Annotated in this window: 20 protein-coding genes and 1 riboswitch; of the genes, 10 read left to right on the forward strand and 10 right to left on the reverse strand. The window is 40.5% G+C overall.

The features are described from left to right. Positions 1 to 108 precede the first annotated feature (108 nt). Genes recR through FD716_RS09720 form a run of 3 tightly spaced genes read right to left on the reverse strand, consistent with a single transcriptional unit; the run spans position 109 to position 2,260 of the window. Positions 109 to 705, reverse strand: coding sequence for a recombination mediator RecR (recR, locus tag FD716_RS09710; protein ID WP_139852165.1), 597 nt, complete (start codon positions 703 to 705; stop codon positions 109 to 111). Positions 706 to 716: 11 nt separating this feature from the next. After that, positions 717 to 1,046, reverse strand: a complete 330-nt coding sequence (locus tag FD716_RS09715) for a YbaB/EbfC family nucleoid-associated protein (protein WP_139852166.1) — start codon at positions 1,044 to 1,046, stop codon at positions 717 to 719. A gap of 26 nt (positions 1,047 to 1,072) precedes the next feature. Beyond that, positions 1,073 to 2,260: an O-succinylhomoserine sulfhydrylase gene (locus tag FD716_RS09720; RefSeq protein ID WP_139852167.1), complete on the reverse strand. Its 1,188-nt coding sequence runs from the start codon at positions 2,258 to 2,260 to the stop codon at positions 1,073 to 1,075. Positions 2,261 to 2,399: 139 nt separating this feature from the next. Between FD716_RS09720 and FD716_RS09725 the strand changes: the two genes are divergently transcribed. The 4 genes from FD716_RS09725 (at position 2,400) to FD716_RS09740 (ending at position 6,307) form a co-directional block, all read left to right on the forward strand. After that, on the forward strand, positions 2,400 to 3,500 hold the full coding sequence (locus tag FD716_RS09725) for an alpha/beta fold hydrolase (RefSeq protein WP_139852168.1): 1,101 nt from the start codon (positions 2,400 to 2,402) through the stop codon (positions 3,498 to 3,500). 204 nt (positions 3,501 to 3,704) lie between these two features. Beyond that, a complete protein-coding gene (locus tag FD716_RS09730) occupies positions 3,705 to 3,974 on the forward strand; it encodes a YARHG domain-containing protein (protein WP_139852169.1) in 270 nt (89 codons plus the stop codon). Between the two features lie 34 nt (positions 3,975 to 4,008). Continuing rightward, positions 4,009 to 4,422, forward strand: a complete 414-nt coding sequence (locus tag FD716_RS09735) for an HIT family protein (RefSeq protein ID WP_139852170.1) — start codon at positions 4,009 to 4,011, stop codon at positions 4,420 to 4,422. Between the two features lie 790 nt (positions 4,423 to 5,212). Next, complete coding sequence (locus FD716_RS09740; protein WP_139852171.1) at positions 5,213 to 6,307, forward strand: porin; 1,095 nt, start codon at positions 5,213 to 5,215, stop codon at positions 6,305 to 6,307. 111 nt (positions 6,308 to 6,418) lie between these two features. Here the strand turns inward: FD716_RS09740 and FD716_RS09745 are convergent, their stop codons facing one another. The 6 genes from FD716_RS09745 to FD716_RS09770 all read right to left on the reverse strand — a co-directional run bounded on the left by FD716_RS09745 (position 6,419) and on the right by FD716_RS09770 (position 13,181). Continuing rightward, positions 6,419 to 7,663, reverse strand: coding sequence for a D-amino acid dehydrogenase (locus FD716_RS09745; RefSeq protein WP_139852172.1), 1,245 nt, complete (start codon positions 7,661 to 7,663; stop codon positions 6,419 to 6,421). 170 nt (positions 7,664 to 7,833) lie between these two features. Next, a riboswitch (glycine riboswitch) is annotated at positions 7,834 to 7,921 on the reverse strand. A 294-nt stretch (positions 7,922 to 8,215) separates the two neighbouring features. Further along, positions 8,216 to 8,935, reverse strand: coding sequence for a 2-C-methyl-D-erythritol 4-phosphate cytidylyltransferase (gene ispD, locus FD716_RS09750; RefSeq protein WP_139852173.1), 720 nt, complete (start codon positions 8,933 to 8,935; stop codon positions 8,216 to 8,218). Beyond that, positions 8,907 to 9,290: a septum formation initiator family protein gene (locus FD716_RS09755; RefSeq protein WP_139852174.1), complete on the reverse strand. Its 384-nt coding sequence runs from the start codon at positions 9,288 to 9,290 to the stop codon at positions 8,907 to 8,909. The genes ispD and FD716_RS09755 overlap by 29 nt, the downstream gene beginning before the upstream one ends. A gap of 17 nt (positions 9,291 to 9,307) precedes the next feature. Continuing rightward, positions 9,308 to 10,597 (reverse strand): phosphopyruvate hydratase, encoded by a 1,290-nt coding sequence (gene eno, locus FD716_RS09760; RefSeq protein ID WP_139852175.1) that lies wholly within the window; start codon positions 10,595 to 10,597, stop codon positions 9,308 to 9,310. Between the two features lie 45 nt (positions 10,598 to 10,642). Continuing rightward, positions 10,643 to 11,500 carry a 3-deoxy-8-phosphooctulonate synthase gene (gene kdsA, locus FD716_RS09765; RefSeq protein WP_139852176.1) on the reverse strand — a complete coding sequence of 286 codons (858 nt, stop codon included), beginning with the start codon at positions 11,498 to 11,500 and terminating at the stop codon, positions 10,643 to 10,645. Between the two features lie 40 nt (positions 11,501 to 11,540). Further along, on the reverse strand, positions 11,541 to 13,181 hold the full coding sequence (locus FD716_RS09770) for a CTP synthase (RefSeq protein ID WP_139852177.1): 1,641 nt from the start codon (positions 13,179 to 13,181) through the stop codon (positions 11,541 to 11,543). Positions 13,182 to 13,409: 228 nt separating this feature from the next. On the opposite strand from FD716_RS09770, the gene FD716_RS09775 reads away from it, so the two are divergent. Then, complete coding sequence (locus FD716_RS09775; RefSeq protein ID WP_139852178.1) at positions 13,410 to 13,844, forward strand: internalin; 435 nt, start codon at positions 13,410 to 13,412, stop codon at positions 13,842 to 13,844. Between the two features lie 132 nt (positions 13,845 to 13,976). On the opposite strand, the gene ybaK is transcribed toward FD716_RS09775, so the two are convergent. Beyond that, the gene (gene ybaK / locus FD716_RS09780) at positions 13,977 to 14,447 is read right to left on the reverse strand and encodes a Cys-tRNA(Pro) deacylase (protein WP_139852179.1); all 471 of its coding nucleotides are present in this window, start codon (positions 14,445 to 14,447) and stop codon (positions 13,977 to 13,979) included. A gap of 246 nt (positions 14,448 to 14,693) precedes the next feature. On the opposite strand from ybaK, the gene FD716_RS09785 reads away from it, so the two are divergent. The 5 genes from FD716_RS09785 (at position 14,694) to FD716_RS09805 (ending at position 19,773) form a co-directional block, all read left to right on the forward strand. Further along, a complete protein-coding gene (locus tag FD716_RS09785; protein WP_139852180.1) occupies positions 14,694 to 15,290 on the forward strand; it encodes an undecaprenyl-diphosphatase in 597 nt (198 codons plus the stop codon). 211 nt (positions 15,291 to 15,501) lie between these two features. After that, positions 15,502 to 16,128 carry a CDP-alcohol phosphatidyltransferase family protein gene (locus FD716_RS09790; protein WP_139852181.1) on the forward strand — a complete coding sequence of 209 codons (627 nt, stop codon included), beginning with the start codon at positions 15,502 to 15,504 and terminating at the stop codon, positions 16,126 to 16,128. Positions 16,129 to 16,156: 28 nt separating this feature from the next. After that, the gene (locus FD716_RS09795; protein ID WP_139853653.1) at positions 16,157 to 17,905 is read left to right on the forward strand and encodes a bifunctional alpha/beta hydrolase/class I SAM-dependent methyltransferase; all 1,749 of its coding nucleotides are present in this window, start codon (positions 16,157 to 16,159) and stop codon (positions 17,903 to 17,905) included. A 66-nt stretch (positions 17,906 to 17,971) separates the two neighbouring features. Beyond that, positions 17,972 to 19,333, forward strand: coding sequence for a phosphatase PAP2/dual specificity phosphatase family protein (locus tag FD716_RS09800; RefSeq protein ID WP_139853654.1), 1,362 nt, complete (start codon positions 17,972 to 17,974; stop codon positions 19,331 to 19,333). Then, positions 19,327 to 19,773 carry a hypothetical protein gene (locus tag FD716_RS09805; protein WP_139852182.1) on the forward strand — a complete coding sequence of 149 codons (447 nt, stop codon included), beginning with the start codon at positions 19,327 to 19,329 and terminating at the stop codon, positions 19,771 to 19,773. The genes FD716_RS09800 and FD716_RS09805 overlap by 7 nt, the downstream gene beginning before the upstream one ends. Positions 19,774 to 19,784 lie beyond the last annotated feature (11 nt).

Consider the following 19,784-nt stretch of genomic DNA (forward strand, 5'->3'; position numbering starts at 1 on the left):
GCTTAACTTTGATTGATTTTGACACAAAACAATATTTTCAGGCGCGAAAATGTTTCAATTATTGTAAACGGATTTGGTGTTTTATCAAGAAAAATATATATAAGTCACTTATTTCATTTGCATCCGATGATGTAATGCCTGACTTAGGGTGTGGCTATCCACATATTCAAGTTCTCCACCCTGTGGTACACCTTGGGCGATTCGTGTCATATGTAAAGCAAGATGCTTGGTCGCCTCTAAAAGATAATGTGCTGTTGCCTGCCCCTCAACGGTTGCGTTGGTTGCCAGAATGACTTCTTGGATGGATCCCTCGGTTAGACGTTGCACCAAATAAGGAATACCAATTTCTTCAGGTCCTATCCCATCTAAAGGTGATAAATGCCCTCCCAAAACATGATATTTCCCTCGAAAACTACCGCTTTGTTCAATTGCCATAACATCTGCAGGAGATTCAACGACACAAAGCACTTTGTCATCTCTGTCGATTGACAAACAAATATCACATACCTCATTTTCAGTCAGTGAGTGGCAAGTTCTGCATTCATGAATATAAGAGGTTGCTTCATTCAGGGCATGCGCTAAATTAACAGCCCCTTCACGGTTTTTCATAATCAGATGCAAAGCCATACGTTGGGCAGACTTAGGCCCAACGCTTGGCAAAATACGTAAGCTTTGCACTAGCTGATCGAAACGATCACTAAACACTAGGCGAATCCTTAAAACATACCTGCTAAACCAGGGGGTAAGCCCATGCCAGTATTTGCAGCTTTCATTTTTTCTTCACTAATGACTTCGGCTTGACGTACAGCATCATTAATTGCAGCAGCGATTAAATCTTCAATCATATCCGGATCATCTTGTAATAATTCAGGATTAATTTCGATACGTTTAACCACGTTACGGCAAGTCATGGTGACTTTAACCAAACCACCACCCGCTTCAGCTTGCACTTCTGTTTGCGCTAACTGCTCTTTGGCTTTTTTAACATTTTGTTCCATATCTTTTTGCATGCGCTGGGCTTGCTGCATTAACATATTGATATTCATAAATCTCTCCAAACCATCCTATTTTCTTAAATTAAATCTAAACCACGAGCAAGATCGCGAATAATATCATTAAAATCTTCTAAACCAACAGATAGACGTATTAATCCTTCATCAATACCGACCCGTTGCTTGGCTTCATCACTCAGTTTGCCGTGTGTGGTCGTCGCTGGATGGGTAATGGTTGATTTAGCATCACCCAGATTCCCTGTAATCGAAATCATTTGGGTCTGATCAATGATCGTCCACGCCTGCTCACGACCGCCATATACTTTAAACGAAACAATACCGCCAAACCCTTGTTGTTGTACAACCGCTAAAGCATGGGTTGGATGATCTTCGAATCCGGCATAATAAACATGTTCAACTTTAGGATGCTGCTTTAACCATTCAGCAACCTTTTCGGCATTCGCACAATGCTCTCGCATCCGCAAACGCAAGGTTTCTAAGCCTTTCAACACAACCCATGCATTAAACGGGCTCATCGATGGACCAGTGGTACGCACATAACCAAATACGTCTTCAAGCAATTTATCGCTACCAGCGACAGCTCCCCCTAAAGTTCGACCTTGGCCATCCAAATATTTGGTTGCTGAATAAACCACTAAATCTGCACCCAACGCCAAAGGCTTTTGTAATATTGGCGTACAAAGCGTGTTATCAATCGCCAATAAGGCTTGGTGTGCATGTGCCAAATCGGCTAAAGCACGAATATCCGCAACTTCATTTAATGGATTAGAGGGGGATTCTAAAAACAACAGTTTTGTTTCTGGGCGAATCGCTGCTTCCCATGCACAAAGATCCGTTAAATCAACGAAATCGACAGCAATACCAAACTTGCAAATGTATTTTTCAAATAGCGCAACAGTTGAACCAAAGACTGCACGCGAACACACCACATGATCGCCCGTTTTTAAAAAGGACATGCACACCGCCATAATTGCAGCCATACCGGAACTGGTTGCAACAACACGTTCTGCGCCTTCAAGTGCTGCCAGACGTTTTTCAAACATCGCGACCGTTGGGTTAGTAAAGCGTGAATAGATATTCCCCGCCACTTGCCCAGAAAACTTGGCGGCTGCCTCGGCTGCATTCGCATAAGTAAAAGAAGAAGTTAAAAATATTGGTTCGGCATGCTCACCTTCAAAACTCCGGGTATGCCCGGTACGAATTGCAAGTGTGTCAAGTTGATATTCAATGTCGTCGTATTGACTCATTTATTTACACCAGTTATGGATTGGCTTGTGAATTATAGCCAACATTTTGAGCGCCTAAGGTATTTAAGGTCAAGGTAAAATATGAAAATATAGCTTAGACTGCCAACAAATTCTTCTGATCACGAGTTTTGATCCAATCATGTCAGCCATTAAACAGAAAATGAAACAGCAACAAGATAAACTGAAAAACCTGTCAAAACGGCTATTTGATTCGAAATCACTGATCCTTTCTCAGCAAACCCCCTATCAAATCATTGCCGAGTGGGATCATATTCGGGTGCGCTATTATGCTGCCACTGAGAGAAAATATCTTGAACCACTGGTCTTTGTTGCGCCACTTGCGATCAACATGTCCATTTATGACTTATTCCCTTATCGCTCATTAATCCAATATTTTACTCAAATCGGATTTGAAGTGTATTTAGTTGACTGGGGGGAAATGAACTACCAACACCGCCATCTAAATTTTTTAAGTTTTGTTCAAGACTATATACCTCAATGTATTCAGCAGATTCAGCAGCATGCCAACAGCGAAAAAATTTCTCTGCATGGCTGGAGTATGGCTGGTATTTTTGTCATGCTGTATACCGCACGACAACAACCGCAGATTGTGAAAAATTTAATGGTCTTGGGGAGTCCAATTGACAGCTATGCTTCTGGTTATCTTGGTAAACTGATTGAAACTAGCAATGCTGTGATACAGCGGTCAGAGAAACTAAAAAAAACCTTATATTCTGGTAAGCTACCGACTGCATTTATTCACTCACCAGCCAAGCTCAATGCAATAGGCTTTAAAATCATTAATCCCAAAAGTTGGTATGACGGACAGAAACAGTTATTACTCAACCTTGATAAAACACAAAACCTGCAAGAGCACGCAACTTTAGCTCACTTTTTGAATCATATGATTGACTATCCTGGCGGGATTGTTCAAGACATGCTCTTCAATATCTGGCTGCAAAATCCATTAAAAAATGGTTGGATTGAATTACAAGATCAAATGATTAATCTTAAAGCGATCAATTGCTCATTATTGATTGGCGCAGGAACAAATGATCAAATCGTCACTGCAGCCGCCGCGCAGCCACTGGAAAACCTAACCAGCAGTACAGATGTCACGTATCGCCTTATTCCTGGTGGACATTTAGGCTTGATGTCGAGCAAAAAAAGTGCTGATAAATTTTGGCCATTCCTCGCAGACTGGCTCAAGCAGCGATCTACAGCTTTAAACACAGCATAAGTCAGATATACAGAGATAAAAGAAGGGAAACTTGATGATTTAATCTGTTGCTGATACAAACAGTGACTTCGTCAGTGCAATAAAACGGTATGAATCATGGAGTAAAATTACGTTTGAGTAATGATTCAACATTGTATAAAGCTTTTCTGCCCCTATAATGGCTATAAATAAGACACCATTGATGTCAATTTTTGAGGTAAGCACATGAAAAAGTTCACAGTAGCATTATTCTCTATCGTTTCAGTTGCAGTGGGTTCATATGCCTATGCAGCAGATGCTGCACAAGAGTGTAAAAAACTCCAAGATGAATCAAATCTTATCTATGCGGCAAAAGGCTTCTGCTTTAAAGATCCTGAAGCAAAAGAGAAGTATGGAAATGAAAACTGCTTTACCAACAAACCCAAGTTTTCTGATAAAGAACAACAGCACCTTGACGACATCAAAGCACGTCAAAAAGAGTTGAACTGTAAATAGTTAAAATTCAAGGACACTAACCACGGAGTAGTATATGGCTTACGATGACCAAAATATTTTCGCAAAAATTTTACGTGCTGAGATTCCCGCGATAAAAGTCTATGAAGACGATCAAGTACTTGCTTTTATGGATATTATGCCACAAGCAGATGGTCACACATTGGTCATTCCTAAAGTACCAGCGGTCACACTACTCGATCTCCCAGCTGATGCTGCGGCCTATACCATTCAAGTCGTTCAAAAAGTTGCCAAAGCAATTGAAACAGCCTTAGATGCAAAAGGCATCGTCCTTATGCAACTCTCAGGAGAGGCTGCTGGACAAACTGTGCCCCACGTACATTTCCATCTGATTCCAAGTTCAATTCATACGTTGGGCAAACACGCTGCTCAAATGGGTGATCAAGAGAAAATTAAAGCGTTGGCTGAGAAAATTAAAGCAGCCCTCTAGTTTAAATAAATAGACCTATTTCTTTTTTGTATAATGAAATCGAATGATAATTCTCCCTTGTCATTCCGAATTAAATTAAGCAATCAATGAAAGCGGTCTATTTTTTATGCGCTGATTTAAATGATTGCAAAATAAAAATCAACTTTCACACCCCTCTCCGCCTTCCTCGCCAGACATCAACCAAATCGATCCTTTAAATAACGCCCTCAAATGAAATCTAATGCTTTATAAACATTTAAATAAACCAAATGTTATATTTTAAAATAAATAGAATTCAATAAAATAGAAAAATTATTCAAGCCATTCCACTTGGTTAATCAATATATTCCATGTATAAACAAGATAAAATAAATTCAATAAAAATCAGATTCACTTCACCTTTACACATATGAATTAATAATAATTAACTTTATTTTTATACTTAAATACAATGACTTATAAATAAAAAATTAAAACCTAAAATAAAAAATAAGCAGAAATCACAAAGTATCAAACACTAGCTCTCTATATTTCCAATTTAGCTTTAACTACTCAGTCCATCACTTCATTTCAATTCCAAATTATACAATTACTAAAATCCACTTATTTATTAATATAAATTTTAAACCACTAAACCTACCTCTTAAACGTCATCAAACTGTCATTTTGCTTTCACTGACTTGTAACAAAGTTTTCAGATACTGCAAAGCAAGTTAGTAAGCGTTTGTAACTACCTTTAAAACCTTACAAACGCAGAACGGTTAAATCAATCACATGCCATTTTAGATATACGTTTTTTGGAGAAATCTCAATGAAAAAAGTGCTACTCGCTGCAGCAGTTGCATCAATTGGCTTTAGCGCAGCGCATGCAGCGCCAACATTGTACGGTAAATTCAATGTTTCATTAAACCAAGTTGATAATAATGACTGGAAAGGCAACGACCAAACTCAGCTCAACTCGAATGCTTCACGCTTTGGGATTAAAGGCGAAGAAAAATTAACGGATACACTTGGTGTTGTTTATCAAGCTGAATGGGCAATTTCAACTGATGGTTCAGGTTCAGATACAGACCTCAGCGCACGTAATCGCTTCCTCGGCTTAAGCTTTAAAGACATTGGTGTATTAAAAGCAGGTAATTACGACTCTTACTTCAAAACTGTTGCTGGCGATTATCAAGATATCTTCAACGATGACACCAATCTCGATATCACCAAAACCATGTACGGTGAAGAACGTCTTAAAAACGTGGTTGGTTTTGAAACAGATAAAAAATTAATTATCCCAGGCCTACAATTTAAAGTTATGGCTGAAATGGGCGAAAATAACGCTTCAAAATATACCACTAAAGAACGTAATGGCTTTGGAAGTGGCGTATCAACTGCACTGTCTTATGAAAACAAAGATGCTGGTGTAGCAGTTGCACTTGCTGGTAACTTTGGTGTCGCTGGTACTTATAATGCATCTGGCATTAAAGATAAAATCGAATCTGATGCTTACCGCCTAACCGGTTCTTATGACTTATCTAAAATTGGCGTTCAAGGTTTAACTTTAGGCGCACTTTATCAATATGTAGAACCATCTAATTCACCAACAGCTGCATCGCTAACTGCAAACAAACTTGACCCTAGAGTTGCCTCACTTGAAGAAAATGCATGGGCCATCCAAGCAACCTATCGCATTGCAAGCACACCTTGGGCAGTCAAAGGTCAATACCAGTCTGCAAAAGATGAATGGACAGGTGGTAGTCAAACACTTGATCAATATGGTATGGGCTTAGACTATAACTTCAATAAACAAACTCGCTTCTACGGCATCCTTGCACAGCAAAAACGTGATTGGAAAGATAAAAACACTACAGACGATACAAAAACTGTATTTGGTGCAGGTATGGTCTACAGCTTCTAAGCCAATCCATCTGGTCTAAAGCAAGTTTTCCAAAACTCTCCCACTTAAAACTCCGAGTCAAATGACTCGGAGTTTTTCTGTTAAATCCATGAATAGATACGGCAAGCCACGCTACATCGGCAGCTCACGATAGACTTCTTGTGCAATCATCACCGCAGTTGCTGCAGATAAAGTCCATCCCAAATGACCGTGCCCAGTATTATAAAAAACCCGCTCACGCTTTCCACGTCGTACTACAGGCAACATATTCGGCATCATTGGTCGAAGTCCCGCCCAAGGCACGACATGTTCAGTAGAAAGGTTGAAATTTTTATTGACCCAGTCGGTTAAGGGTTGAATACGGTCAGCACGAATATCTCGATTATAGCCATTAAACTCCGCTGTTCCCGCCACCCGCAAACGATTTTCACCTAAGCGCGAAGTCACAATTTTAGCGCCCTCATCCAGCAAACTCACCCAAGGTGCAGCTTGAATACTTTCTGGATCATTGAGTTGTACAGTAATCGAATAGCCTTTCACCGGATATATATTCACGCGATCACCCAGTTGCTTCGCTAACTGATAACTTCCCACACCGCCACAAACCACCACTGCATCTGCATCAAGTTGTGAGGTCATTTTTTCTGTCATCTGCATATTTTCTACGCTTGGCTGATACTGGATGCGCACCCCTTGAGTGTCCGTATCGATCGCCAGTACTTGCATACCAAACAAATACTTAACCCCTTTACTTTCAGTCACTTTAGCCAGCCCAGTGGTAAATTTATGAATATCACCTGTAGCATCGTCCGGGCAATAAAAACCGCCGTAATATTTCCCTGTCAGCGTTGGCTCAATACTTTTAATTTCATCGGTTGTAATTGAATATCGAGTTAAACCACCACTACACAGTAATTCATTAACCTGCGTTGCGACCACATACTCCTCAGCTGTATGATAAAAATGTAAAATTCCCCGTTTTTCTAAATCGAAATCAATCCCTTCCTGCTCCGCAACAGTAAATAAACGTGCGCGTGCCATCAGTGCCATTTTGACCGTTTCTTGTGTATTGCTTTCATAGTTTTTGATGTGGCCTAAGAATTCGACCAACCAAGCATATTTATGGAGATCAAAGGCTGGATTGAGTAATAGCGGTGCATCCTTGCGCGCCATCCACTTAATTCCTTTAAGTACCGTTGATTTTTGATTCCACACTTCCGCATTACAGGCAGAAAGTTGGCCGCCATTGGCGAAAGAAGTTTCCATTGCTGGAAAAAGATGCTTATCAATAACCGTAACCGCATAGCCCAATTGAACCAATTCATAAGCTGTGGTTACGCCGGTAATACCTGCACCAATTACAACGACATGTTTCATAAAACACCCCTTTGAAATGCATAACATTTCAAATCATGCCCCATCTGTCATTGGTACCTGAGAGCTTCGATACACATTTAAAAACTCAATTAGTTAAACAATGAGTAGTCAAATATGACCATCCCCTTCGGTGAGCACATAATTTTTTTATGGCTTCTCTCCAGATTTTTGCGATTGTTACAGTCCTTTTGCCTGAGAGTTTCCGGGGCGGTTGCTCCTTCGGCGAGCGCATTTTTGCTTCTCTCCTGCAACAATCTTTGCATCCTTTATGCAATGTATATGCCATTTTTCTTAATATAAAACCTGAAACTTAATCTGTGTCACCAATCCTTTTAAGGCAACAAATATCAAGTGCGATCTGTCCATTCCACTTGATTGTAAAACAAACAAAAATAGATTTATCTCAATGTATTCGCTCTTATGACACATTGCAAGTTTCTTTTTAAAAGCAATAAGCTAGGATATTAGTCTATAAATGAGTAGTTTGAATCTTGCAATGTCTTTCTGGCTGGGGTGGTACTGCTATCTATCTCTTCAAGGTTTGAAGAATGATTAAACGTCTTGTTGAGACTGTAGAATTAATCTGGCGAGCTCTAAATCTTCAGGATAGGTGATTTTAATATTATCCGAACGACCAGGCACAATTTGCACAGGTGCTGCACAGTATTCCAAAGCACTGGCTTCATCCGTCACATGCACGGCATCTGCCAAAGCACGTTCAAGTGCAGTTTTTAGCAAAGCAATGCTGGAAATTTGTGGGGTTTGTGCTTGCCAAAGTTGCTCACGGCTCACTGTTTTTACAATCGAATGATGTTCAGTTGAGCCTAATTTTAAGGTGTCTCTGACTGGTACAGCCAAAATAGCACTCTGCTTAGAGTACAGTGCCGTTTCGAGCAAAGTGTTTAAATTTTCAATACTTACACAAGGACGTGCTGCATCATGTACCAAAACCAAATCATTTGGATCGGCAATATTACTCAGATAGTTTAGCGCATTTAAGACTGAATCTACCCTTTCCGCACCACCTAGACAAAAATGAGCTTTTTCTGCACATGTAAATTTTAAGCTTTTCGCGACATGGTCATCCGCACTAACTGCCAATACATAACCCGTCAAGGGCAAAGCATTTAATCGACTAACACTGTGTTCAAGTACGGTACGGTCTTGAATGATCTGATATTGTTTTAAATCAGTGGCCGAAAAACGACGACCTGAACCCGCTGCTGGAATAATGGCCCACAGTTTAATGGAGTTCAGGTGGTGCATCTTCATTGGTTCCGATCTCTACGTCAATACTCGAATCAAGTTGTATAGGCTTATATTGGGTACTGATCGTACTCATTTGAATAAATGTTTCATGTGGTTTGATCAGACCGAGATCTAATCGTGCATGCTCTTCTATGGCTTCTGCACCATTTTTTAAATCAAAGACTTCCGCAGCTAAAACGCGATTATTTTCTTTTTGTTCTTGGTTGGCTTCGGTTTGAGTTTCAATCTGCTCAAGCAAAGTCTGGTGAGGAAGATAGCCTCCCTCACCCAACCAAAAGTGATATTGCAGCACGGCGATTATAATAATCGCCAATACTGTCAATACTTTACTCGAAGTTGTTTTAAATACTTCTAACATGGGTTGGTTTACACCAATTAATTTAAGCCTTTGAATTCAGCTTTACCGCGATAAACTGCTTGAGTCAACTCTTCAATGCGAAGTAATTGATTATACTTAGCAACACGGTCAGAACGACAAAGTGAACCGGTCTTAATTTGGCCCGCTGCAGTACCGACTGCTAGATCAGCAATCGTAGTATCTTCAGTTTCGCCAGAACGATGAGAAATAACCGTGCTATAACCATTGGCTTTAGCTAGGTAAATCGCATCTAACGTTTCAGTCAACGTACCAATCTGATTGTATTTAATCAAGATTGAGTTACCAACTTTCTCATCGATACCACGTTGTAAGATTTTTGGATTGGTCACGAATAAATCATCACCGACCAACTGAATCTTGTCGCCTAGAATTGAAGTTAAATAGCTCCAACCTTCCCAATCCGACTCATCCAAACCATCTTCAATTGAAATAATTGGGTATTGTTTTACCAAACCTGCAAGATAGTCAGAAAATTGATTGCTGGTAAAGGCTTTATTGCCTTCGCCTGCAAGAATATATTGACCATTTTTGTAGAATTCTGAAGCAGCACAGTCAAGCGCCAACATAATATCAGAACCTGCTTTATAGCCAGTTTGCTCAATTGCAGAAAGAATTACGGTAATCGCTTCTTCATTTGAACGTAAGTTTGGTGCAAAACCGCCCTCATCGCCCACTGCTGTATTTAAGCCCTGTTTTTTCAGTACAGATTTCAATGAATGAAAAATTTCTGCACCGGCACGTAAGCTTTCAGCAAATGAAGTGAAACCGACAGGCTCAATCATAAACTCTTGAATATCCACTGTATTATCAGCATGTGCGCCACCGTTGATGATATTCATCATTGGTACAGGCATGCTTAAAGTGGTTTGACCACGCAAATCAGCGATATATTGGAAAAGCTCTGTTTTTTTCTCAACTGCAGCAGCACGTGCCACGGCAAGAGAAACTGCAAGTGTTGCATTTGCACCTAATTTCTCTTTGTTTTCAGTGCCATCTAAAGCAATCATCTGCTCATCTAATGCTTTTTGTTCAAATACATTATGACCAAGCAATGAATCACGAATCTGCGTTTTTACATTCTGAACAGCAGTACGGACACCTTTACCAAGATAACGTGATTGATCCCCATCACGTAACTCTAAAGCTTCACGAGAACCAGTTGAAGCACCAGATGGTGCACATGCACGGCCAACAACACCAGATTCTAAGATAACGTCTGCTTCGATGGTTGGGTTACCACGAGAGTCCAAGATTTCACGTGCACGAATGTCAACGATTTGGCTCATGAATAATTCCTCAGTTGAATAAAAAACAAGATGTTGAATATAACATCAATGAGTATCTAACTTTTTGAATCCTTTAACTAAAGTATCCAATTCTTTCAATTGTGCCAAGAACGGCTCAAGTTGAGATAAACGTAACGCACAAGGTCCATCACATTTTGCTTTTTCAGGATCTGGATGTGCTTCTAAGAACAAACCAGCTAATCCTGTCGCCATACCTGCGCGAGCAAGTGTGGTAATTTGTGCGCGACGTCCACCAGCCGAATCCGCACGGCCGCCTGGTGTTTGTAATGCATGTGTGACATCAAAGAAGACGGGTACATTCATCTCTTTCATAATGTCAAAGCCCAACATATCGACCACTAAATTGTTGTAGCCAAATGATGAACCGCGCTCACACAAAATAAGTTTGTTATTTCCTGCCTCTAGACACTTATGCAAAATATGACGCATTTCATGTGGGGCAAGAAATTGAGCTTTTTTAATATTAATAATGGCTTGGGTTTTTGCCATGGCTTCAACCAAATCAGTTTGGCGACTGAGGAATGCAGGCAATTGAATAATATCAGCAACTTCAGCAACAGCTTCGGCTTGATACGGTTCATGCACATCAGTAATGATTGGCACATTCAATTGTTTTTTAATCTCTGCAAGCCATTCAATGCCTTTTTCAAGTCCAGGTCCACGATAGGAATTGAGACTCGAACGATTGGCCTTGTCGAAGCTGGCTTTGAACACATAAGGAATATCTAAACGTTTACAGATTTCAATATAAGTTTCAGCAATTTCAAATGCTAAATCTTTAGATTCAAGCACATTCATTCCGCCAAACAATACAAATGGTAAATGATTCGCCATTTGTATATCGCCTAAACTGATTATTTCCTGCGCTTGTAACTGTGACATTTAAACGTCCTCATCTGTCCTAAACAATTACTGACTCAGCTTACTGAGCAGCTTGGTAGTGTTTTTTTGCTGCATCAATAAAGCTTGCAAACAATGGATGGCCATCACGTGGTGAACTGGTAAATTCTGGGTGGAATTGTACAGCAACGAACCAAGGATGGTTAGGAATTTCAATTGTTTCAACAAGATGTTGTACTGGTGAATAACCTGAAACCTTCATACCCGCTTGCTCAATCGCTGGAATAAAACGATTATTCATTTCATAACGATGACGATGGCGCTCAACAATTTCAGCATTACCATAGATTTCACGAGTTTTAGTACCTTCAACCAATTCAGATTTTTGTGCACCTAAACGCATGGTGCCCCCCAAATTTGACTCTAAATTACGTTGTTGTACTTCACCACGTTCATCTAACCATTCCGTAATTAAACCAATCAGTGGATATTTACTGGCACGGTTAAACTCAGTTGAGGTTGCTTCTGGCATACCTGCGACATTGCGTGCAAATTCAATTACCGCCAATTGCATACCCAAACAAATACCCAAGAACGGTACATTGTTTTCACGTGCATACTGAATCGCTTGCATTTTACCTTCAGTACCGCGCTCACCAAAGCCACCTGGAACCAAAATGGCATCTGCATCTTTTAGTACATCAGCAGGGTTTAAGCTTTCTAACTCTTCTGCATTGACATAATCAATTTCAACTTTAACGCGATTTTGAATACCGGCATGTAAAAGTGCTTCATTGACCGACTTATAAGCATCTGGCAATTCAACATATTTACCGACCATCGCAACGCGAACCGTAAACGCCGGGTTAAATAAAGCTTCAACCACATTGTCCCAATCTTCAAGATTGGCTTCGGTTAAACCGTCATAACCAAAACGTTCACAGATTAAATCATCGACGTTTTGCTCATAGAAAGTACGCGGGATTTCATAAATTGATTTTGCATCTTTACATACCACGACAGCACGTGCTTCAACGTTAGTAAATAAAGCAATTTTACGTTTAGTCTCAGCATCAACATCATATTCAGTACGGCAGATTAAAATATCTGGCTGAATACCTATCGAGAGCAACTCTTTTACAGAGTGTTGTGTTGGCTTGGTTTTTAACTCTTTGGCAGAATTAATATAAGGCAACAACGTTAAATGCATGAGCATGGTCCGTTTATGACCAAGTTCAACCATCAGTTGACGTACAGCTTCCATGAATGGTAGAGACTCGATATCACCGACAGTCCCACCAATTTCCACGATCGCAACGTCATAGCCTTCGCCAGCGCGAAGTACACGTTCTTTAATATTATCCGTAATATGTGGGATAACTTGAACAGTTCCGCCTAAGTAGTCACCACGACGTTCTTTATTGAGAACATCCTGATAAACACGACCAGAAGTGAAGTTATTCAGTCTAGTCATTTTGGCATGGCGTAAGAACCGCTCGTAATACCCTAAATCTAAATCCGTTTCGGCGCCATCCTCGGTGACGAATACCTCACCATGTTGGAATGGGCTCATCGTACCTGGATCTACATTAATGTATGGATCCATTTTAGCCATGGTCACTTTTAAACCGCGGGCTTCTAGAAGCGCAGCGACAGAAGCAGCCGAAATACCTTTACCTAGTGATGAAACCACACCACCAGTCACGAAAATAAAATGGGTCATTGAGTCTCTCGTACAATCGAGCCTAAAGCGGCCTACAATGTTGCGCAATTTTACTGTACTCTGCCCCTATAAAGCAAAGTCAATCAGCATCAATTCATAGAACTGAAAACAATTGATTATTTTATCAACATTTCCGATAAAATATTTACATTTGTTTAGAGCGATAAACTCTATAAATTTACTGCTATAATACGTTGACATTTTTGATTCAATTTTCTTTGAGTAATTATGAATAAAAAACTTTTAATCTGTGGCCTTGTGGCTACAGCACTCCTCGTGACTGCCTGCGTAAAAAAGAAAGCACCGCAAGAAGAGGAAACTCAAACTGCTGAAGTTGCATCTCAGCCTGCTGCACAATTTGAAAGCTTGAAAAGTGTTGAGCAAGAACAACCTACTCAAGTAGAAATTCCAACACATGTTGAAGCAGAACCCGTTAGACATAATCCTGAAGTTCAGCCTAACATCATCAATACGCCAGACAATGCTGCGACTGAGGTAAAACCAGTGGTTGCGAAACCTGAGCCAAAACCAGCCAAAGCTGATGTTGTGAAAGAAACTGCAGAACCGACACGCCAAACCAGTACTAAATCATCAACTTCACAGTCTGAAGCTGATGCGATTGCTGCCGCAATGGCTGCTGCTGCGCCTGCATTAAAAAACTAAGTTAACCGCTAAGCCTATTTCAATGGCTGACGTTGAATGACTTAACGTATAAGAGGAACTCAATTGTTCCTCTTTTTTTATCGCTGGTCTTTTATTCCAATACGTCTTGCGCACTGAACAATCATCCCTCACTTAGTCTGCATCGACAATATCTGCAAAAGCTGCATTTAAAACCTGTTGCAGTGCATTCGGATGCACCCCGATATCAAGACCACGCTTTCCACCGCTCACATAAATCTTTTCTAATTCAGTCGCCTGCTGATCTAATACTGTTTTCAAGCGCTTTTTCTGGCCAAAAGGACTGATCCCACCCACCAAGTAGCCCGTGAGCCGCTCTGCATCTTTGACGTCTGCCATATGCAGTTTTTTACAACCGAGCGCTGCTGCAACTTTTTTTAAGCTGAGCTGATATTGAACCGGGATGACAGCAATATAGAAGTTTTTATCATCAGTCACCAGCAGTGTCTTAAAGACCTCTTCAACAGACAGTCCTAGTTTTTCTGCGGCTTCTAAACCAAAATTTTTGACATTTGGATCATGTTGATACTCATGAATACTAAATGCTATTTTTTGAGATTGCAGTATTTTACAGGCTGGAGTCATCTTGCTAAGCACTCAAATCAAAGGCGTTGATTATACTAAATTCATTTTAATTTTCAGCAAAACTTAAGATTTAAGCCTTATAAAGCTTCTTTGCCGCACTTTTTGATGCATTTAAGTTAAATGATCAAGGAGAAAGAGTGTCAATCTACAACTCTCTTGCAGATTGACCGTATAATGTCGCGCTTTATCTAATCTTGATGTTGTGATGATCAATAATCATTGGGACATTTTAATCAAGGAGCAAAAATGTCAGTTGAAATGCTAAATTACCAATTATTTAATTATCTCAATGCACCAGCAACCGCAAGTCATACAGATATTTATTTTGGTATTTTTATGGCCAATGACACCTTGTATATTTTATTGCTCTTTTTGGCCATGACCTGGTTCCTTGGCAGCTATCAATCCAAGGCCTTGGCACTCAAAGCGGTACTCACCACAATCACCGCACTGTTAATTGGTTATGTTATTTCGCTGGGGTATTATCATCCAAGACCCTTTATGCTCGACATGGGCAACACCTTGATTAAACATGCACCTACTGCATCTTTCCCAAGTAATCATATGCTGATCTTTAGCAGCGTGGCATTTTCCTATATCTTTGCAAAACAGCTTAAATTTGGACTAAGTTTATTTGGTTTTGCGCTGTTAGTTGCATGGTCTAGAATTTATGTGGGCGTACACTTTCCGATGGATATGTTAGGGGCTATATGTGTCGCTTTGATGACAAATGTCTTGCTGCAATGGATCTGGAATCGTTACCAAGATCCGATTATGAACTTCTGCCTCAAAATTTATCATCTCTGTTTTAATGCAATTTTAAAAAGAGGCTGGATTAGATAAGGGCTGTACAGCCTTGTTATTCCAATAAAAAAAGATATGCATTTGTTGTGTTTTTAACCCCTCAGTACAAGTGCATACCATTGAAATAATTTAAGATTCATTTACCTGATAGATAAAAATTGAATGTTTTCTTTAAAAGAAATTCGATAAAACTTGAGTTTAATCATCTAACTTGATTAAACTCTTTATAAGATACTACGTCACAATAACAATGCCATCTATCTATCAACTCAAACCTATTTTCCAAAATGTGCTACGCCCCCTCGTTAAAAAACTATATCAACTGGGCGTAACTGCAAATCAAGTCACCTTATCTGCAATGATTATTTCAGTGCTGCTTGGTCTGTTCCTCTACTTACAAGCAGCAACCTCACCACTGATTTGGCTGTTATTTCCGGTATGGATGTTACTGCGAATGGCCTTTAATGCTGTCGATGGCATGCTGGCACGTGAATTTAATCAGCAATCTAAGCTCGGGGCTTTTTATAATGAACTCAGTGATGTCATCTCAGACAGTGCACTGTATTTAAGTTTTTTATGTATTGCTTGGCTCTCTGCCGAACTGCTGTTGCTCATGTGCTTTCTTGCAATTTTATCTGAATATGCTGGGGTGATGGCGCCCTTGGTGGGTGCTGAACGTCGTTATGATGGGCCAATGGGCAAAAGTGATCGCGCGTTTTGCTTAAGCCTGTTGGCAATTCTCATCTATCTCTCCTCCCTCCTTCCTGACCTGCATCAACGGATGGCTTATCTCGCTAACGGTTTAATCATTCTGATTATTTTACTATTACTCCTGACGACTTTTAATCGAATCAAAAAAAGCATTAATTTACCTTAATTATCAATATTACTTTGGAATCAAAATGATGCATAACAACTCAGAACAAACTTTTATTACACATGACGGCACATCACTCTTTTATCAACATTGGGCCAGCACCCAACCTGATTCAGAAAAGAAAGCTATTCTGCTATTTCATCGCGGGCATGAACACGCTGGCCGTATGGCACATTTAATTGAGGAACTCAAACTTCCCGCCTATGATTTTTTCGCTTGGGATGCTCGTGGTCATGGAAAGTCACCAGGTGAACGTGGGGACGCACCCAGTTTTTCAGTCTGTGTAAAAGATATTCAGTATTTTGTGCAGCACATTGCGACGGAATACAACATTCAAATTCATAATATTGCGGTGATTGGTCAGAGTGTAGGTGCTGTCTTGGCCGCCACTTGGGTACATGACTATGCGCCCAAAATTCGTGCACTGTGTTTGGCATCACCAGCCTTCGATATCAAACTTTATGTACCTTTGGCCCGACCTGGCCTCAGCTTAATGAATAAGCTGCGTGGTAATTTCTTTATTAATAGCTATGTTAAATCCAAAATGCTCACCCACGATCTAGAACGTGCAGCGAGCTATGATACTGATCCACTGATTGCACGTGCCATTTCCGTTCGTATGTTGCTTGGCCTCTATCAAGCTGCGGATCGTATTGTCGATGATGCGCAACATATTTTCGTACCCACCCAAATCCTTTGCTCTGGTTCAGATTTTGTGGTCACGCAAGCACCACAACATAAGTTCTATCAAAAATTGCCACATCCACACAAAGAGTTCCACATATTAGAAGGCTTTTATCACGATACTTTAGGTGAAAAAGGCCGTCATGTGGCAATCGAAAAAATACGCAGATTTATTTTGCAATGTTTTGCCCAAGACTACCAAGCCCCAGATGTATTACATGCCGACAAAATGGGACCAAGCTGTGCTATCGCAGAGCAGCTTAGCGCTCCTCTACCAGAAAAATCGTTAAAACAAGTTTTTTGGCAACTGACCAAAAGAAATCTTAAAATTGGCAGTTATTTTTCTAAAGGCCTAAAAATTGGCGAAGATACTGGTTATGACTCCGGTAGCACCTTAGATTTTGTTTATCGCAATCAAGCAGAAAGCCGTAATCCACTGGGTAAAATCATTGATCGCCAATATTTAAATGCGATCGGCTGGAAAGGGATTCGTGTTCGCAAACAGCATATCGAACAACTACTACAAAAATACGCGCAGACTTTGACGCAAGCCAATCAACCATTACGCATCCTCGATATTGCCTCTGGGCATGGTCGCTATATTTTAGATGCCGTCAAAAGTTTGACTCAGCAGCCAGAATCGATTTTATTGCGTGACTATAGTGAGTTGAATGTAAAGGCTGGCCAGAAACTCATCTCTGACCGTGGTTTAGCAACCATCGCACAGTTTGTTCAAGCTGATGCATTTGATCAAGTTTCACTGGCGACCATTGCACCCAAAGTCAATTTGGCTGTGGTGTCTGGCCTATATGAGCTATTTAGTGATAATACCCTTTTAACACAGTCACTCAGCGGCTTAAGCGCTGCTGTCACTCAAGGTGGCTATTTAATTTACACCGGTCAAATCTGGCATCCACAACAAGAATTCATTGCACGCGCCTTAACTTCGCATCGCCAAGGAGATGCTTGGGTGATGCGCTTACGCTCTCAAGCAGAAATGGATGCCTTGGTTGAGCAAGCTGGCTTTAAAAAAGTTGACCAATGCATTGATGAATTTGGCATATTTACCGTCTCTGTTGCGCAGAAACTGTAATTCAGATGATCTAAATCGCGCACATTTTATCTTTACTGATCATTACTGGAATGCAAAATCGCAATGATGCATACGCTTGATAAACAATCAGGAACATGGAAATGGGGAATATTCGGGCTTGCCCTATTGGCTCCATTTTTCTTTTTAAGTTATGGCTTTGCCAATCATTATGCCGCCAACCTCAAGGCTGTGCCAAGCATCATGTTTGCATGGGAAGCTGATATTCCATTATGGCCTTGGAGCATTGTTCCTTATTGGTCAATTGATTTGTTTTATGGCCTATCGCTGCTGCTGTGTTGGAATAAATTTGAGCTCAAACAGCAAATGCTTAGGCTATTCTCAGCGCAAATCATTGCTGTGAGTTGCTTTTTACTCTTCCCACTCAAATTTAGTTTAGTACGCCCGGAACTCTCTGGCTTTTTTGGTTTATGGTTTGATGTATTAATGGGCTTTGACCAGCCTTTTAATCAAGCCCCTTCATTACATATCGTCTTATTGGTGATTCTTTGGGATTTTTACCGCAGGCATGTGAATGGCAGTTGGAAATTATGGGTTGATTGTTGGTCTTTTCTGATCGGGCTTTCTGTACTCACCACTTGGCAACATCATTTTATTGATATCCCAACGGGCATATTGGTTGGTGCCTTCTGTTTATGGCTCTTTCCGCTTCAGGTCAAAGCACCCTATTCCGCTCAAAAGCAACCGCAACATACGAAACGACATGCGCGACTAGCACTATTATATAGCCTTGCCGCCATCCTCCTTTGCTTTGTGGCTTATCTATTGAAAGGTTGGGCTTTGTGGTTACTGTATCCCAGCTTAAGTTTAATTCTAGTCGCATGTGCTTATGTTTTGGATCGCCCTCACTTTTTCCAAAAAGACCCACAAGGACAAATCAGTGCTGCTGCACAAATTCTATTTGCCCCCTATTTTCTCTGCGCTTGGTTAAATAGCCGAATCTGGACCAAGGCGCATCCTGAAGATTCATTCATCGTGACCTTGGGTTCAGTCGAATTGTATTTGGGACGTATTCCATCAATGCAACATGCTAAAAGCTTTGATGCTTTATTCGATTGTTGTGCTGAACTCCCACGCCCAAATCATCCGCATCATTATGCAAGCTATAGTTTAGATTTAACCACTGTACAGGCAATGCAATTACAATGTGCTGTAAATGAACTAGATCACGCCATAAATACCCTTACCCATCACACATCACCACAAAAGATTTTAGTTTTTTGTGCCTTAGGCTATTCGAGAAGTAGTTGCACGCTGGTGGCATGGTTGCTGACGCATCACAATGCTGATTCCGTCGCTGAGGCAATCAGCATCATACAAAATGCACGACCGTGGATTGTGATTAATCCTGCGCAACACCTTGAACTTGAGCAGTTTCATCTGATGTTACAGGGGGCACAATCATGTTAATGCAATTACGTGTGCTATCAAAATTACTGTCTGCAACACGAGGTCTGTGCTGCTCGGCTTATCTGTGTTTTGCCTTGGCAATGCTCCCACTTATGTTTTATATGTGGCACGACATGATTTGGTGGGCTTACTTACTGAGTATTATGGCTTTGTGTTTGACTCAACATTTTTTATGCATTCGCATACAATTTGATGTCGACCTGCTGAACATGATGACGACAACTGCTGACAGCAAAAATGAGACTGCTTCACTCACCGAATTAACCACGCAACTCGACCATGCTTTGGTCGACTTACAACTGATTCCACCCAAAAAAATAGGCCGTAATTGGAATCTACGTATGCAAGGCTGTATGCGTTTGTTTAAAATACAGATCACTTTACTTATACTTCAATACATTATATTTATTTTCTTGATTAAACGTCTTATTCAACAATAATTTCACCTAGG

The sequence above is a fragment of the Acinetobacter pullicarnis genome (assembly GCF_006352475.1).
GTDB lineage: Bacteria > Pseudomonadota > Gammaproteobacteria > Pseudomonadales > Moraxellaceae > Acinetobacter > Acinetobacter pullicarnis.

Bases quoted from the DNA above. Each gene is read 5' to 3' on its own strand.
- FD716_RS09755 (WP_139852174.1), bottom strand. From the start codon at position 9,290: ATGTTAGAAGTATTTAAAACAACTTCGAGTAAAGTATTGACAGTATTG.
- FD716_RS09775 (WP_139852178.1), top strand. From the start codon at position 13,410: ATGAATAAAAAACTTTTAATCTGTGGCCTTGTGGCTACAGCACTCCTC.
- FD716_RS09715 (WP_139852166.1), bottom strand. From the start codon at position 1,046: ATGAATATCAATATGTTAATGCAGCAAGCCCAGCGCATGCAAAAAGAT.
- FD716_RS09805 (WP_139852182.1), top strand. From the start codon at position 19,327: ATGTTAATGCAATTACGTGTGCTATCAAAATTACTGTCTGCAACACGA.
- FD716_RS09720 (WP_139852167.1), bottom strand. From the start codon at position 2,260: ATGAGTCAATACGACGACATTGAATATCAACTTGACACACTTGCAATT.
- FD716_RS09790 (WP_139852181.1), top strand. From the start codon at position 15,502: ATGCCATCTATCTATCAACTCAAACCTATTTTCCAAAATGTGCTACGC.
- FD716_RS09800 (WP_139853654.1), top strand. From the start codon at position 17,972: ATGCATACGCTTGATAAACAATCAGGAACATGGAAATGGGGAATATTC.
- FD716_RS09770 (WP_139852177.1), bottom strand. From the start codon at position 13,181: ATGACCCATTTTATTTTCGTGACTGGTGGTGTGGTTTCATCACTAGGT.
- eno (WP_139852175.1), bottom strand. From the start codon at position 10,597: ATGAGCCAAATCGTTGACATTCGTGCACGTGAAATCTTGGACTCTCGT.
- ispD (WP_139852173.1), bottom strand. From the start codon at position 8,935: ATGAAGATGCACCACCTGAACTCCATTAAACTGTGGGCCATTATTCCA.
- ybaK (WP_139852179.1), bottom strand. From the start codon at position 14,447: ATGACTCCAGCCTGTAAAATACTGCAATCTCAAAAAATAGCATTTAGT.
- FD716_RS09740 (WP_139852171.1), top strand. From the start codon at position 5,213: ATGAAAAAAGTGCTACTCGCTGCAGCAGTTGCATCAATTGGCTTTAGC.
- FD716_RS09745 (WP_139852172.1), bottom strand. From the start codon at position 7,663: ATGAAACATGTCGTTGTAATTGGTGCAGGTATTACCGGCGTAACCACA.
- FD716_RS09730 (WP_139852169.1), top strand. From the start codon at position 3,705: ATGAAAAAGTTCACAGTAGCATTATTCTCTATCGTTTCAGTTGCAGTG.
- FD716_RS09795 (WP_139853653.1), top strand. From the start codon at position 16,157: ATGCATAACAACTCAGAACAAACTTTTATTACACATGACGGCACATCA.
- FD716_RS09735 (WP_139852170.1), top strand. From the start codon at position 4,009: ATGGCTTACGATGACCAAAATATTTTCGCAAAAATTTTACGTGCTGAG.
- FD716_RS09725 (WP_139852168.1), top strand. From the start codon at position 2,400: ATGTCAGCCATTAAACAGAAAATGAAACAGCAACAAGATAAACTGAAA.
- kdsA (WP_139852176.1), bottom strand. From the start codon at position 11,500: ATGTCACAGTTACAAGCGCAGGAAATAATCAGTTTAGGCGATATACAA.
- FD716_RS09785 (WP_139852180.1), top strand. From the start codon at position 14,694: ATGTCAGTTGAAATGCTAAATTACCAATTATTTAATTATCTCAATGCA.